Source organism: Arenibacterium halophilum (assembly GCF_005938225.1).
Lineage (GTDB): Bacteria > Pseudomonadota > Alphaproteobacteria > Rhodobacterales > Rhodobacteraceae > Arenibacterium > Arenibacterium halophilum.
The window spans coordinates 1,316,410-1,330,591 of the sequence record NZ_VCPC01000002.1 but is presented as its reverse complement, the minus strand read 5'-3'; the positions used below and the strand labels follow the sequence as shown (position 1 = coordinate 1,330,591).

Sequence of the window (14,182 nt, the reverse complement as noted above, 5' to 3'; positions counted from 1 at the left end):
ATGACGTGAAACGCATGTTCAGTATGCATGTGAGCAATTTCCGATATACTGGCTAAAATTGCAAAGGCCCTGATAATCCATGCACAGCAGCAATTGGGACAATCTGCGTTATGTACTGACGGTGGCCGAACACGGCTCTCTCAGCGCGGCGGCGCGGGCGCTTGGCGTCAACCACGCAACGGTTCTGCGCCGGGTGTCGGCCTTCGAAGATGACCACGGCGGCGCCGTGTTTGAAAAGACGGCGACGGGCTATCGCGTGATCCCGGATCGCGAAAGAGTGATCGAAGCGGCCCGCGAGGTCGAGCGCGCGGTTTACTCGGTGGGCCGCCTGATGCACGGCGCGCGTGCGCCGCTGCGCGGGGTTGTGCGCGTGTCGAGCACCGATTCCCTGTCGCAACTGGTGCTGCCGGGGGCCTTGGCGCGGCTGCACGGGCAGGCGCCGGAATTGCGGGTTGACGTACTCAGCTCCAACATCCATCTGGATTTCGCCCGGAACGAGGCGGATCTGACCGTGCGCCCCACGCACCGTCTGTCCGATGATCTGGAGGGAGAGCAGGGTGCCACCATGAGCTTCGGCGCATATGTGGCCGAAGGCTATTCCGGAAAACAGTGGCTGGGCCTTGCGGGTCCGCTGGCGCGTTCGGCGCCTGCGGCCTGGATCACGGCCAATATCGCGCCGGAACAGATCACGGCAGGGGCCGACAGCTTTATGGTCCTGCGTGAAATGGCGCGCGCCGGTCTGGGAATTGCAGTGTTGCCCGATTTCGTTGGCGCGGACACGCCCGGCCTTTTGCGGCGCCCTGATCTGATGCCGCCTGACTTTGTGCCGATCTGGGTGGCCACCTACGCCGAGCTGCGCGATGTGCCTCGCATTCGATTGGTCCGGCAGGAAATCCTTGGTTACCTTTCCGAGCGTGCGGACTGGCTGAGGGGGCCGGTTTAGGGCGCAGGCTCGGGTGTAAATCGCACCTTGCCGATGAATGGCAGGTTTCGGTTGCGTTGGGCAAAGTCGATGCCATAGCCGACAACGAATTCGTCGGGGATCTCGAAGCCGATCCAGTCCGCGCGAAAATCAACCTCTCGGCGGCTGGGTTTGTCCAGCAGAGCAATGGATTTCAGCCGCTTGGGCGCGCGGCTTTTCAGCAGCGCGGTCACATGATTCAGCGTATGCCCGGTATCGACGATGTCCTCGACCACCAGCACATCGCGGCCTTCGATCGCGCCGCGCAGATCTTTCAGGATTCGCACCTCTCGGCTGCTTTCCATCGCATTTCCGTAGGAAGACGCCTCGAGGAAATCAACCTCCAGAGGCAGATCCAGCTCGCGCACCAGATCGGCGATGAACACAAAGCTGCCGCGCAGCAGCCCAACTACGACGAGCTTTTCCGTATCGCCGAAATGGCTGCGGATATCGTGGCTCAACGCCTCGATCCGCGCGGCAATCGCCTTGGCCGAAATCATTTCGTCAATCACATAGGGGCGGTCGGGCATGGCAGGTCCTGCAACGGGCTGAAACGTGGGCGATACAACTAGTTAGCGGATAGTCGCCACATTTTTGAAGCTTCATGGCTACAATTTTGACGAATTTTTAGATGATTGGAGCATGGGGCTGCGGCAAAGGTTTACTTTTATGGGACTAATTTCAGCAATCGGCCTTGGATCTCCGACAGCGGCGCAAGGCACGGGCCAGACGAATAGCCAGCCCAACGCGCCCGAAAATAGCAATACTGGTAGCCCACCGACATCTGGCACAAGCACGCAGCCAACGAATGAAACGCAGGGCGCCGGCGGCACCGCCCAAAACGGATCTTCTGCCGGTGTTGGTACGCCAACGGCTCCGGCGGCACCGGAACGCACGGGCCATGCTGCTCGGCTGAGCAATTACGTGGCGCGCGCGCATCCCGACCACGACAAGGCAACCCTGGGGCGGTTCTACGCGCAGGCCGTGAATGACAGGCTTCGGGCCGAGATGATGCTGACGCAACTGGCGAAAGAGAGTGGCGGCAAAGAAGCCTCGATCCTGCTGAAACCGACGTCGCCGATTGAGGAATATCGCGCCGGATCTGGCGCGGGCGAGCCTGCCTAGAGGTTCGTTTCGGGCTTTGCCTTGATCTTTCGCGCTGTTCTTGGGAAACCCCGGGGCGCGAAAGAACAAGGCCGACGTCCCCTATGCCCACCCATTCCGACACCCGCACGCTGCCCTACACGCCCGACCAGATGTACGATCTGGTGGCGGATGTGGCGCAATACCCGAAATTTCTGCCGTGGTGCGCCGCTGCGCGCATCAACCGGACGACAGAGATCGAGGGCGCACAGGTGATCGAGGCCGATCTGGTCATCAGCTTCAAGGTCTTCCGCGAGAAATTCGGCAGCAGGGTCACGCTGTACAACGACCGCCGCCGTATCGACACCGAATATCTGGACGGCCCGTTCAAATACTTGGAATCGCAGTGGACATTCGACCCGGCACCCGAGGGTTGCACGGTGAATTTCCACGTCGATTTCGAATTCCGAAATGCGATCCTGCAAAAGGTGATCGGGCTGGTGTTCAACGAGGCGATGCAGCGCATCGTGCGCGCCTTCGAGGATCGCGCCCGCACGCTTTACGGGGCTTGACCGAAAGGCCCCGGCGCGCCACGCTTGGGCCATGAAACGCCTTGCCATCGCCATGGCCCTTCTGGCCGCTCCGCCCGCCTTTGCCGCCACGGGCTGCGAAGACATCTGGTTCACACGCAACCTGCTGATGGACCGGGCCGGGTATTGCTTCGGCTCGCCGCTTGGGCAGGCGCTGTTTGATAATTCCAACTGCATCGGCCAGAACGTCCAGCCGCCAGCCTCGGCCCAGCCGCTGATCCAGAAGATCCAGCAGTTGGAGCAGACCCACCAGTGTCAGGTGAACACCAATCAGACCTGGCTCGACATGGACGACATGGCATTTCGACGGGCTATGCGCGATCTGCCGCTGTACGAGGATTTTCCAGGCGGCTGCATCAGCTGGAACGGGCCGCAGACACCGCTGCACGATGGCTATACCGCACCGTTGGGGGTGGTCGGGAACATCCAGACCGGCGACAACGTCTATTACAACTACGAGGCGGTGGACGAGTGGGTCTATGTCTCGGCGCATAATGCGCAGACCGATCAGTTCAAGGCGGCGGGGTGGATGTACTGGCCCGGCGCGGACCCCTGTGACCAGATGATCCCCTAGGGGTGGCGGGGCGCTTGCGCGCCCCGGCGTTGTGTCAGCTTGTCATTTCGTAGGCGCGTTCGCCATGCACGGCGAGGTCCAGCCCGGTGTGCTCGGTTTCCGCATCGACGCGCAGCGGGGTGACCAACCCGACCAGTTTCACCAGAACCACGCTGACGACCACGGTGAACACACCCACGATCAGCAGGCTGCCCAGCTGCGCCGCCCAGCTGGCGGCTCCGAAGGCGGCAATCATGATCGTTCCGAAAATGCCGCCCACGCCATGCACCGCGAAGACATCCAGCGTGTCGTCGATCTTCAGCCCGTTGCGGATCAGCGTCACCGCTTCCTGGCACAGCACACCTGCAATTGCGCCGATCACCAGCGCCTCGACCGGGCCGACAAAGCCGCTGGCGGGCGTGATCGAGGCCAGCCCCGCGATGGTGCCCGTGACGATCCCGACCAGCGAGGCCTTGCCGAATTTGATCTTCTCCCACAGCGCCCAGGACAGCGAGGCCGTGGCCGCCGAGATATGCGTGACCGTCAACGCCATCGCCGCGCCGCCATCGGCGGCCAGCTGCGAGCCGCCATTGAAGCCGAACCAGCCGACCCACAGCATCGCCGCGCCAATCATCACGAAGCCGGGGTTGTGCGGCGGGGTGGTCGCATTGCGGCGCTTGCCCAGGAAGACGGCGATGACCAGCGCGGCCAGACCTGCGGTTTCATGCACCACGATACCGCCCGCGAAATCGCGCACGCCGCTATCGCCGAAGATGCCACCGTCTGCCAAGAACCCGCCGCCCCAGACCCAATGCACCACCGGCGCATAGCACAGCAGCATCCACAGGCCCGAGAACAACAGCACAAAGCCAAAGCCGATCCGTTCCACATAGGCGCCCACGATCAGCGCGGGCGTGATGATGGCAAATGTCATCTGGAAGGCAAAGAACAGCACTTCGGGTAGGGTGCCCGCCAGCGACTCGGCCGTGACCCCAAGCAGCAACATCTTGCCCAGCCCGCCCCAGACGGCATTTCCGTCGCCAAACGCGATGGAATATCCCACCACAAGCCACAGAACGCTCATCAGGCAGGCAATGGCGTAGCAGTGCATGAAAACGCTCAGCACGTTGCGTGCCCGAACCAGTCCGCCGTAAAACAGGGCCAGCCCCGGTAGTGTCATGAACAGAACAAGTGCGGTTGCAACAATGATCCAGGCCGTATCGGCGCCATTCATTTCGATCCCTCCCATTGGTGTTTCGGGGGTAAGACCGGATTGGCGCGTGCCAATAAAGCCGCTTTTGTGATCGACGCGCCTGTTTTTGGGGCATTTCGCAATATGCGCGAAATTTAGGCGCTTATTGCGGGGGTGCGTTTATTTATTGGTCGGTTTCTGAAATGGCTGTGGCCAGCAGATCAAGGGCATGATCGCGGGCAGCGGCGCGCACTTTGGCGCGGCCCAGCGCGCCGAATTCGACCGTTTCCGCGGTGCAGGCGCCGCCTCGGCGGGCGCGGGCGAAACACACCCGGCCCTCGGGTTTGTGCTCGGATCCGCCGGGGCCTGCGATGCCGGTGATCGACACGGCCACATCGGCCCGCGAGTGCGCCAGCGCGCCCAGCGCCATTTCGCGCGCCACTTCCTCCGATACTGCGCCGAAGCGGGCCAATGTGTCGGACGACACACCCAGCATCGCCTGTTTGGCGTCGTTCGAGTAGGTAACGAACCCGCAGTCTACAACAGCAGAGGATCCGGCAATGTCGGTCAGCGCGGCAGCAACCATGCCGCCCGTGCAGCTTTCGGCGGTGGCGACGCGCAGTCCCGCCGCGCGGCCCAGCTCCAGCACGCGCTGCGCCGTCATATCAGCACCACATGATACAGCGCGGCCAGCGCCATGACGCCAATCGCCGCCAGAACGCCCGCGATCACATCGTCCAGCATCACGCCCAGCGCATCGGGGCGCCGGTCGGCCCAGCCTACGGGGCCGGGTTTGGTGATGTCGAACAGGCGGAACAGCAGGAATCCGGCAATCCAGCCGGGCCACAGCCGCGTGATATCAATTCCCATCGACCAAGAAGGATAGCTGATCGCCATCAGCGCGATCCACTGGCCGACCACCTCGTCAATCACGATTTCCGAGGGGTCATGGCCTGACCCCGCCGCCGCCATCGCCTTGGTCGCCCAAAGGCCCAGCATGAAGGCAACGATCGTTGCAAGCGCCAGCAGGGGAAAGCCGCCCAGCGTATGCAGCGCCCATGCGCCAGGCAGGGCGACAAGAGACCCCCATGTGCCCGGCGCAGGCCGCAGATACCCCACGCCAAAGACGGTGCCGATCAGGCGGGCCGGGGCGCTCACACCCGCACCAGCAGCGCGGTGGCCGTGGCGGCGATGCCTTCGCCGCGCCCGGTAAAGCCCAGCTGTTCCGAAGTCGTCGCCTTGACCGACACGGCACCGGCATCCACGCCCATGATCCGGGCCAGCCGTGCCTGCATTGCAGCGGCATGGGGGCCCACCTTGGGGAATTCGCAGATCAGCGTGCAATCGACGTTGCCCACCGCATACCCCCGGCTCGCTGCCAGATCGCAGGCGTGGCGCAGGAAGATTTCACTCGCGGCGCCTTTCCACTGCGGATCGCTGGGCGGGAAATGGCGGCCAATGTCGCCCTCAGCCAATGCGCCATAGATCGCATCGGTGATCGCGTGCATCCCCACGTCGGCATCGGAATGGCCCTGAAGGCCGCGATCATGCGGCACCTCAACCCCGCACAGGGTGACGTGAGTTCCCTCGCCAAAGCGGTGCACGTCGAACCCGTTGCCCAGCCGCATCGGCAGGGTGGGGGTAGCGGAGGTCTGGGCCATGTCACGGCTCCTTATGATGCGGTCGGCGCGGGCGAAGTCGTTCGCCTGCGTGACCTTGATATTGTCGGCGTCGCCGGGAACGATGGCGACGGGCAGCCCATGGGCGCGGGCCACGGCCACGTCATCGGCGGCGCCGCCGGGGTGGGCGGCATGGGCCGCGCAGATCGAACTATAGTGAAACCCCTGCGGCGTCTGTGCGGCAAACAGCCCCGTGCGGTCGCGGGTTCCGGTGACCTTGCCCGCCTCTCCGGTCCAGAGCGCATCGGTCACCGCCAGCCCCGGTGCGGCCGCGGGGCCGTGATCCAGCGCGGCCAGCACGGCGCGGATGGTGTCTGCGCCAACGCAGGGCCGGGCGCCATCGTGGATCAGCACGGTCTTGGGCGCGAAGCTTTCAAGAGCGGCCAATCCGTTGCGCACCGATCCGGCCCGGTCTGCACCTGCCGTTGCGGTAACAAACCCGCGAGCGGCATAATCGCCCTGCTGGGGTGCGCCCTCGGGCAGCACCAGCGCGATCACGTCGATCTCGGGCAGGGTGGCGAATGCGTCGATGGCATGGTCCAGCAGCGGTTGCCCGGCGACCATCTGCCATTGCTTGGCGACATCGCCCCCGGCGCGGGTGCCGCGCCCACCGGCAAGGATCAAAGCTGCCGTTGTCATGCTGTCACACCTCGCCTTTACGCACCACTTGCGGCGCGTATCTAAAGCGTGACCGCTTGGCTAGCAATTGCCCAAGGTCAAGCGCCCAAAAATTAGGCATTGGCTGATTTCGGCGGCATCAACGGCCTCCGTAACATTGTGCCCCTACGGGTGGGTTGGTAGATGTCGGCTCAACGCACAAGGTTTAGGCACTTGACCGTTTCACTCGGCTCCACATCACTAACCCCTCCGGTGTTCCTGGCCCCCATGGCCGGGATCACGGATCGCCCGTTCCGCGACATCGTCTCGGGTTTCGGCGCGGGGCTGGTGGTGAGCGAGATGATCGCCAGTCAGGAAATGGTGCAGGCCAAGGCCGGGATGCGCGAAAAGGCCGAACTGGGTTTTGACGCGGGCCAGACGGCGGTGCAGATCGCGGGGCGCGAGGAATACTGGATGGCCGAGGCCGCCCGCATGGCCGAGGCCAATGGTGCGCGTATCATCGACATCAACATGGGCTGCCCGGCCAAGCGGGTGACCAACGGCGCCTCGGGTTCGGCCCTGCTGAAAACGCCCGACCACGCGCTGCGCCTGATCGAGGCGGTCGTGGACGCAGTGGATGTGCCAGTCACGCTGAAAACCCGGCTGGGGTGGGACGATACGCTGCTGAATGCGCCGGATGTGGCCGCGCGGGCCGAAGCGGCGGGCGTGCAGATGATCACGATTCACGGGCGCACCCGATGCCAGTTCTACAAGGGCCGCGCCGATTGGGCCGCAATCCGGTCGGTGCGCGATGCAGTGCGCGTGCCAGTCATCGCCAACGGCGACATCGTCACGACCGGCGATGCGAAACAGGCGCTAAAACAGTCGGGCGCAGAGGGCGTGATGGTGGGGCGCGGCGCGCAGGGGCAACCCTGGCGGCTGGCGCAGATCGCCGCCGCGCTTTGGGGCGCCCCGGCGCCCGAGGTGCCGCAGGGCGCCGCGCTGGCTGATCTGGTCGGGCGGCACTACGAGGCGATCCTGGGGTTCTACGGCACCCAAATCGGGCTACGGACTGCCCGCAAGCATCTTGGCTGGTACATGGAGGCCGCCAATACCCCCGCGCCGCTGCGCCGGGACATCCTGACCGAAGCCACGCCCGCGCGTGTGCTTGCCTACCTGCCCGACGCGCTGTCGGGCCCAATACCAAGGGCTGCATGATGTCCGACATGCCAACCGATTCCGCGATCTGGGCCTCGTTGCCTGTGCCGGCCTTCCTGATCGACCCGAATGACAACATCTCCGACGTGAATTCCGCCGGCGAAGGGTTCCTGAACACCTCGGCCAAGAATGCCACGGGCCAGCCGGTGTTCGACCAGATCACCGTGGACGCCCCGATTGAAGACGCATTCGCCAAGGCGCGCCGCAATTCCACACCGCTGTTCGTGAACGATATCGACGTGGGATCGGGCAGCCGCGCGCCGCTGCAATGCGCGCTCCAGATCGCGCCACTGGTTGGGCATGACGGGTACATGATCCTCACGATCACCCCGCGCGAGCTGGCGGGGCGGATGACGCAAAGCCATTCGGTGAAATCGGCGGCGCAATCGGCCATCGGCATGGCGGAGATGCTGGCCCATGAAATCAAGAACCCGCTGGCGGGCATCACCGGCGCGGCGCAGCTGCTGAGCATGAACCTGTCGGCCGACGATTTGGAACTGACCGACCTGATCGTGACCGAAAGCCGCCGTATCGTGAAGCTGCTGGAACAGGTCGAGCAGTTCGGCAACCTCAGCGCGCCCGACCGCAAGGCGGTGAACATCCACGACGTGCTGGACCGCGCGCGCCGTTCGGCGCTGCTGGGCTTTGGCGCGCATATGAAGATCATCGAGGATTACGACCCCTCGCTTCCGCTGGCCTATGGCGACCCCGACCAGCTGTTGCAGGTGGTGCTGAACCTGCTGAAGAACGCGTCAGAGGCGGCGGACTCCCAAGGGGGCACCATCCGCATCCATTCCTATTTCGAACATTCCTTCCGCCTGCGGCGCAGTGACGGCACCGGCCAGTCGCTGCCCTTGCAGGTGGAAATCATCGACGACGGCCCCGGCCTGCCTGAAAAGATCAAGGACGACATCTTTGATCCCTTCGTGTCGGGGCGTGAAAACGGCACCGGGCTGGGCCTGGCGCTGGTAAGCAAGATCATCTCAGACCACGATGGCTGGATCTCGGTCACCTCGGCCCCGGGCCGCACCGTGTTCCGCCTGTCGCTGCCGCGGGTGCCGCGCAGCGCCCCCAAGAAGGAGTAGACCCATGGACGGCACGGTACTGGTCGCCGACGACGACCGCACGATACGAACGGTGCTGACACAGGCGCTGACCCGCGCGGGCTGCAAGGTGCATGCCACCAGTTCGCTCACCACGCTGATGCGCTGGGTAGGCGAGGGCAAGGGCGACGTGGTGATCAGCGACGTGATGATGCCCGACGGGAACGGGTTGGAAATGCTGCCCAAGATCAGCCAGGATCGTCCCGGCCTGCCGGTGATTGTGATTTCGGCACAGAACACGATCATGACGGCAATTCAGGCCGCCGAGGCCGAGGCCTATGACTACCTGCCCAAGCCGTTCGACCTGCCCGACCTGATGAAGCGCACCGCGCGCGCGCTGGAGTTGAAACGCCACGCGCCTGCCACGCGCCCTGACGAGGTGACGGAACGCCCCGACGATCTGCCGCTGGTGGGGCGCACACAGGTGATGCAGGCGCTGTATCGCCTTGTGGCGCGGGTGATGAATACCGATCTGCCGGTGCTGATCTCGGGCGAATCCGGCACCGGCAAATCGCTGATCGCGCGGGCGATCCACGATTTTTCCGACCGCCGCACGCTGCCGTTCATCACCGTGACCTCGGGCGACCTGCGCGAGCTGGAAGGCCCGGCGCGGGTGTTGGCACGGGTGCGGGGCGGAACGCTGCTGATCGACGAAATCGCCGATATCGACGATGAATTGCAGGCCCGGATCGTGCGGATGATGGATGCGCCCGGCGATCATGTGCCGCGCTTCATGGCGACGACTCAGACCAACCTGAACGCGGCCATGGAAAAGGGCCAGATGCGGCAGGATCTGTTCTATCGCCTGTCGGGCGCCACGATCCACGTGCCCTCGCTGCGCGAACGCGTCGACGATGTGCCGCTTCTGGCGGCGCATTTTCTGGCCCGGGCCGAGCGCGAAGGCGCGCCCAAACGCTGGCTGAGTGCCGAATCGGAAGAGTTGTTCCGCGCCTATTCCTGGCCCGGCAACGTGCGCCAGCTGGAAAACGCGATTCGCCGCCTTGTGCTGACCAGCCGCGCCGACGAAATCGCCCGGACCGAGGTGGAGCAGGTGCTGGGCAGCCAGCCCGAGATGGAGCCCGTGCTGGGCGGGGGGGATACGGAAAAGCTGGCCGCGTCGGTCACGCGCCACCTGCGCCGTTATTTCGATCTGCACGGCAATGTTCTGCCGCCGCCGGGGCTCTACACGCGAATCCTGCGTGAAGTCGAAGCACCGCTGATCGAAATCGCGCTGGATGCCACGGGCGGAAATCAGGCGAAATGCGCCGATCTGCTTGGCATCAACCGCAATACTTTGCGCAAGAAAATCTCGGACCTCGATATTCAGGTGACACGGCGCCGCAAATTGATGTAAAAAGGCCACAGAAGCGTGGCGCCCGGGTGTCAGCCGAACTGGCTGCCGGGAAAGGACCACGACATTTGGCGGTCAGTCGCGCAGGCGACACATCAGGATGAGGGCAGCGGGTGGTTTCCCGGTCACAATATGGCCCGTTCACGGCGCTGAACAGGTGGCGCCGGACGCGGCGCGCCCAGAATGCGGCAACGCTTGGCCTTGTGGTGCTTGGCCCGGCGCTGGCGCTTGCCACGTTTTTGGCGCTTGGCACGTTTGATCGCGGGCCATCGGCGCTGGCGTTGCGATTCACCTTGCTGGCCGATCTGGTCTATGTGCTGGTGGTGGCCACGCTGGTGCTGGGGCAGGTTGGGCGGATCATCGCCGCCCGGCGTGCCAAATCCGCCGGGTCGCGGCTGCACCTGCGGCTGATCGGCGTTTTCGCGCTTCTTGCGCTGATTCCTACGGTGACGGTTGCCATCTTCGCCGGGCTGACGGTGAACATCGGGCTTGAGGGGTGGTTTTCCGACCGGGTGAGCCGGGTGGTCGGCACCTCGCTGGCCGCCGCGCAGGCCTATGAGGAAGAACAGCGCGAAGATCTCTCGGAGGATGCCGTGGCGCTGGCCCGCTTCCTGGATACGTCGCGCCGAGTCACCGTGTTCATGAACGATGCCGAGTTGCGGCAGGTGCTGACCCAAGGCCAGCCGCAAATTCAGCGCGGGTTGCGCGAGGCCTATGTGATCGACGGAACCGGCGATATCCGGGCGCGCGGTGAAGGCTCGTACCTGTTCGATTTCGAACACCCCACACCCGAACAGATTGCCGAAACCCGCGATACCGGCCTTCGCATCATTCAGGATTGGGACAACAACGAATTCCGTGCGCTGGTGCGGCTGGATGCTTTTGTTGACCGTTTTCTGTACGTCAGCCGCGATGTCGACGGCCAAATCCTGAACCTGCTGGACGAAACCAAGGAAACGATCCGCCTGTATCAGCAGCTTGAAAATGAACGCGGGCGCGTGGTGTTCGAATTCGGGCTTTTGTACCTGGGCTTTGCGGTGATCCTGATTTTGGCAGCGATCTGGCTGGGGCTTTGGTTTGCCGAACGGCTATCGCGGCCCGTGGGGCGGCTGACCATGGCGGCGCAGCAGGTTGGCGCGGGCGATCTGGACGTGCAGGTGCTGGAAGACGGCGGCGACGATGAAATCGGGATGCTGGGGCGCTATTTCAACCAGATGACCCGCCAGTTGAAAGGCCAGCGTGAAACGCTGCTGGACAACACGCGCCAGATCGAATTGCGCCGCCGCCTGTTCGATTCCGTTCTGTCGTCGGTGACGTCGGGGGTTGTGGGGCTGGATCCGGATGGCCGCGTGACCTTTGTCAACCGCTCGGGCGAGCGGCTGCTGGATTGGTCGGGGGACGAACACGCGCTGGCGCTGGCGGTGGCGATCCCGGAATTCGGCCCCCTGTTCCAAAGCATGAAGGAAAGCAAATCCGAAGTTGTGCAAGGTGAGGTCAAGGTGTCGCGCCAGGGCCGGCTGGAAAACCTGCTGGTGCGAATGGCGACGCGGCGCGGTGATGATGGCGGGCTGGAGGGCTATGTGGTCGCCTTTGACGATGTGACCGATCTGGTCAGCGCCCAGCGCATGGCCGCCTGGGGCGACGTGGCGCGCCGCATTGCGCATGAGATCAAGAACCCGCTGACCCCGATCCAGCTGTCGGCCGAACGCATCCGGCGCAAATTCGCGCCCCTGGTGGGCGAAGACAGCGACAAGCTGACCTCGATGACCGATGTGATCGTGCGTCAGACCGGCGATCTGCGCCGGATCGTCGATGAATTTTCGAAATTCGCACGTATGCCAGAGCCGCGCACACAGACCGAAGATCTGGTGCAATTGGTGCGCGATGCGGTTCTGTTGCAGCAGACCGGTCAGCCCGATGTGAAGGTCAGCGCCGATCTGCCGGATGCGCCGGTGGTGCTGGATCTGGATGCCACCATGATCAGCCAGGCCCTGACCAACCTGATCAAGAACGCGGGCGAGGCGATTGAAAGCCTGAAACGCAAGGGCGCGCCCGACGGCTTGGACCCGCAGATCCGGGTGACCGTCACCGCGGACGAGGAAGAATGTCGCGTGACCATTGCCGACAATGGCATCGGTTTGCCCGAGGATCGCGCCCGCCTGTTCGAACCCTACGTGACCACCCGCGACGAAGGCACCGGCCTGGGCCTGCCCATCGTCAAGAAGATCATCGAGGAACACGGCGGCACGCTGTCGCTGGTCGATGCCCCCGTCTTTGACGGGCACACCCATGCCGGCGCAATGGCCGTCATCCGGTTTCCGTCCGGCCCCACGCTGGGCCGGACCACCAAGGAAGAACCGCCGCAGGATTTGGCGGACACATCAAAACAAGAAGCAGGATCGATATGAGTGATATTCTGATCGTCGACGACGAACGCGACATACGAGAACTGGTTTCGGATATTCTGGAAGACGAAGGATATGCCACACGGCTGGCCGGAAATTCCGACGAATGCATGAATGCGATCAACGCCGAACCTCCGGCGTTGCTGATCCTTGACATCTGGCTCAAGGACAGCCGGATGGACGGGATCGACATCCTCAAGACGGTGAAACGTGACAACCCGGATGTGCCCGTTGTCATCATCTCGGGGCATGGCAACATCGAAATCGCCGTCGCCGCGATCAAGCAGGGCGCTTATGACTTCATCGAAAAGCCGTTCAACATCGACCAGTTGATGGTGGTGATCCGGCGCGCGATGGAAACCAGCCGCCTGCGGCGCGAAAACTCGTCGCTGAAACGGCGCGAGGTAACCAGCGCCGAGATGATCGGCCAGTCCGCCGCTTTCCGCACGCTGGTGGGGCAGTTGGACAAGGTGACCAAATCCAACGGTCGCGTGATGCTGACTGGTCCCGCAGGGTCGGGCAAAGAAATCGCCGCGCGCTATATCCACGCGCAAAGCAACCGCGCCTCGGGGCCTTTCATCACAGTGAACTGCGCGGGCGTCGAACCCGAGCGCATGGAAGAGGTGCTGTTTGGCCGCGAAAGTGCCGAGCGGGGCATCGAATCCGGCCTGCTGGAAGAAGCCCACGGCGGGGTGATCTATTTCGACGAAGTGGCCGACATGCCGCTGGGGACGCAGTCGAAAATCCTGCGGGTTCTGGTCGATCAGCAATTCCAGCGGGTCGGCGGGTCGGACAAGGTGCGCGTTGACCTGCGGGTGATTTCCTCGACCAACCGCGACCTTGAACATGAAATCCGCGCCGAACGCTTCCGGCAGGAACTGTATCACCGTCTGAACGTGGTGCCGATTTCGGTGCCCTCGCTGGAAGAACGGCGCGAGGATATTCCGGTTCTGGCGGAACATTTCATAGCCGCCTGCCATGCCGCGCAGGGGCTGCCTCTGCGGCCACTCAGCGACGAGGCGGTGGCGCTGATGCAGACGATGACCTGGCCGGGCAACGTGCGCCAGCTGAAGAACCTTGTCGAGCGGTTGCTGATCCTGGGCGAAGGCAACGGCCCGATCGAGGCGCGCGAGTTGCCGGGCGAGGATGACGCCGGCGGTGAAAGCGGGCGCGTGGTGCTTTCGGGCGCGCTGGCGACGCTGCCGCTGCGCGAGGCGCGCGAGGCGTTCGAACGCGAATACCTGCTGACCCAGATCAACCGCTTTGGCGGCAACATCAGCCGTACCGCGTCTTTCGTGGGGATGGAGCGCAGCGCGCTTCACCGCAAGCTGAAATCGCTGGGCGTTGTGACCTCGACCAAGATGGGCGCGCGGGTGGCTCATGTGGATGACATCGACGATCAGGTGGAAGCCGCCGAATAGGGCGAGCGTGTCGCGAAACGAAAAAGGGC

14 protein-coding genes are annotated in these 14,182 nt (G+C 63.9%); 9 read left to right on the top strand and 5 right to left on the bottom strand.

Going from position 1 to position 14,182, the window contains the following annotated elements:
• Positions 1 to 79 precede the first annotated feature (79 nt).
• Positions 80 to 943 (top strand): LysR family transcriptional regulator, encoded by an 864-nt coding sequence (locus FGK64_RS13085; protein WP_138864208.1) that lies wholly within the window; start codon positions 80 to 82, stop codon positions 941 to 943.
• Here the strand turns inward: FGK64_RS13085 and hpt are convergent.
• A complete protein-coding gene (gene hpt / locus FGK64_RS13080) occupies positions 940 to 1,491 on the bottom strand; it encodes a hypoxanthine phosphoribosyltransferase (RefSeq protein WP_138864207.1) in 552 nt (183 codons plus the stop codon). The two genes, FGK64_RS13085 and hpt, sit on opposite strands and share 4 nt — an antisense overlap.
• A gap of 64 nt (positions 1,492 to 1,555) precedes the next feature.
• Here hpt and FGK64_RS13075 point away from each other — a divergent pair, with 64 nt between their 5' ends.
• The 3 genes from FGK64_RS13075 (at position 1,556) to FGK64_RS13065 (ending at position 3,208) form a co-directional block, all read left to right on the top strand.
• Complete coding sequence (locus tag FGK64_RS13075; protein WP_138864206.1) at positions 1,556 to 2,086, top strand: hypothetical protein; 531 nt, start codon at positions 1,556 to 1,558, stop codon at positions 2,084 to 2,086.
• Positions 2,087 to 2,169: 83 nt separating this feature from the next.
• Positions 2,170 to 2,616, top strand: a complete 447-nt coding sequence (locus FGK64_RS13070; RefSeq protein WP_138864205.1) for a type II toxin-antitoxin system RatA family toxin — start codon at positions 2,170 to 2,172, stop codon at positions 2,614 to 2,616.
• 31 nt (positions 2,617 to 2,647) lie between these two features.
• On the top strand, positions 2,648 to 3,208 hold the full coding sequence (locus FGK64_RS13065) for a DUF4453 domain-containing protein (RefSeq protein WP_138864204.1): 561 nt from the start codon (positions 2,648 to 2,650) through the stop codon (positions 3,206 to 3,208).
• Between the two features lie 34 nt (positions 3,209 to 3,242).
• Here FGK64_RS13065 and FGK64_RS13060 read toward each other — a convergent pair whose 3' ends face one another.
• From FGK64_RS13060 to ispF, 4 genes are all read right to left on the bottom strand, one after another.
• A complete protein-coding gene (locus tag FGK64_RS13060) occupies positions 3,243 to 4,421 on the bottom strand; it encodes an ammonium transporter (RefSeq protein ID WP_138864325.1) in 1,179 nt (392 codons plus the stop codon).
• A gap of 142 nt (positions 4,422 to 4,563) precedes the next feature.
• Positions 4,564 to 5,043, bottom strand: a complete 480-nt coding sequence (locus FGK64_RS13055; protein ID WP_138864203.1) for a CinA family protein — start codon at positions 5,041 to 5,043, stop codon at positions 4,564 to 4,566.
• Positions 5,040 to 5,537: a phosphatidylglycerophosphatase A family protein gene (locus FGK64_RS13050; protein ID WP_138864202.1), complete on the bottom strand. Its 498-nt coding sequence runs from the start codon at positions 5,535 to 5,537 to the stop codon at positions 5,040 to 5,042. The genes FGK64_RS13055 and FGK64_RS13050 overlap by 4 nt, the downstream gene beginning before the upstream one ends.
• Positions 5,534 to 6,697 (bottom strand): 2-C-methyl-D-erythritol 2,4-cyclodiphosphate synthase, encoded by a 1,164-nt coding sequence (ispF, locus tag FGK64_RS13045; protein WP_138864201.1) that lies wholly within the window; start codon positions 6,695 to 6,697, stop codon positions 5,534 to 5,536. Before ispF ends, FGK64_RS13050 begins: the two co-directional genes overlap by 4 nt.
• Positions 6,698 to 6,889: 192 nt before the next feature.
• Here ispF and dusB point away from each other — a divergent pair, with 192 nt between their 5' ends.
• The 5 genes from dusB to ntrX all read left to right on the top strand — a co-directional run bounded on the left by dusB (position 6,890) and on the right by ntrX (position 14,153).
• Positions 6,890 to 7,873: a tRNA dihydrouridine synthase DusB gene (gene dusB / locus FGK64_RS13040; protein WP_138864200.1), complete on the top strand. Its 984-nt coding sequence runs from the start codon at positions 6,890 to 6,892 to the stop codon at positions 7,871 to 7,873.
• An 8-nt stretch (positions 7,874 to 7,881) separates the two neighbouring features.
• A complete protein-coding gene (locus FGK64_RS13035) occupies positions 7,882 to 8,958 on the top strand; it encodes a two-component system sensor histidine kinase NtrB (protein WP_138864199.1) in 1,077 nt (358 codons plus the stop codon).
• 4 nt (positions 8,959 to 8,962) lie between these two features.
• The gene (locus FGK64_RS13030; RefSeq protein ID WP_138864198.1) at positions 8,963 to 10,330 is read left to right on the top strand and encodes a response regulator; all 1,368 of its coding nucleotides are present in this window, start codon (positions 8,963 to 8,965) and stop codon (positions 10,328 to 10,330) included.
• Between the two features lie 110 nt (positions 10,331 to 10,440).
• Positions 10,441 to 12,735 carry a sensor histidine kinase NtrY-like gene (locus tag FGK64_RS13025; protein ID WP_138864197.1) on the top strand — a complete coding sequence of 765 codons (2,295 nt, stop codon included), beginning with the start codon at positions 10,441 to 10,443 and terminating at the stop codon, positions 12,733 to 12,735.
• A complete protein-coding gene (gene ntrX / locus FGK64_RS13020; protein ID WP_138864196.1) occupies positions 12,732 to 14,153 on the top strand; it encodes a nitrogen assimilation response regulator NtrX in 1,422 nt (473 codons plus the stop codon). Before FGK64_RS13025 ends, ntrX begins: the two co-directional genes overlap by 4 nt.
• Positions 14,154 to 14,182: the final 29 nt, after the last annotated feature.

Excerpts from the sequence above, each read along its gene's own strand:
- FGK64_RS13055 (WP_138864203.1), bottom strand. The coding sequence starts at position 5,043 with ATGACGGCGCAGCGCGTGCTGGAGCTGGGCCGCGCGGCGGGACTGCGC.
- FGK64_RS13085 (WP_138864208.1), top strand. The coding sequence starts at position 80 with ATGCACAGCAGCAATTGGGACAATCTGCGTTATGTACTGACGGTGGCC.
- FGK64_RS13065 (WP_138864204.1), top strand. The coding sequence starts at position 2,648 with ATGAAACGCCTTGCCATCGCCATGGCCCTTCTGGCCGCTCCGCCCGCC.
- FGK64_RS13070 (WP_138864205.1), top strand. The coding sequence starts at position 2,170 with ATGCCCACCCATTCCGACACCCGCACGCTGCCCTACACGCCCGACCAG.
- FGK64_RS13035 (WP_138864199.1), top strand. The coding sequence starts at position 7,882 with ATGCCAACCGATTCCGCGATCTGGGCCTCGTTGCCTGTGCCGGCCTTC.
- FGK64_RS13030 (WP_138864198.1), top strand. The coding sequence starts at position 8,963 with ATGGACGGCACGGTACTGGTCGCCGACGACGACCGCACGATACGAACG.
- ispF (WP_138864201.1), bottom strand. The coding sequence starts at position 6,697 with ATGACAACGGCAGCTTTGATCCTTGCCGGTGGGCGCGGCACCCGCGCC.
- ntrX (WP_138864196.1), top strand. The coding sequence starts at position 12,732 with ATGAGTGATATTCTGATCGTCGACGACGAACGCGACATACGAGAACTG.
- hpt (WP_138864207.1), bottom strand. The coding sequence starts at position 1,491 with ATGCCCGACCGCCCCTATGTGATTGACGAAATGATTTCGGCCAAGGCG.
- FGK64_RS13060 (WP_138864325.1), bottom strand. The coding sequence starts at position 4,421 with ATGAATGGCGCCGATACGGCCTGGATCATTGTTGCAACCGCACTTGTT.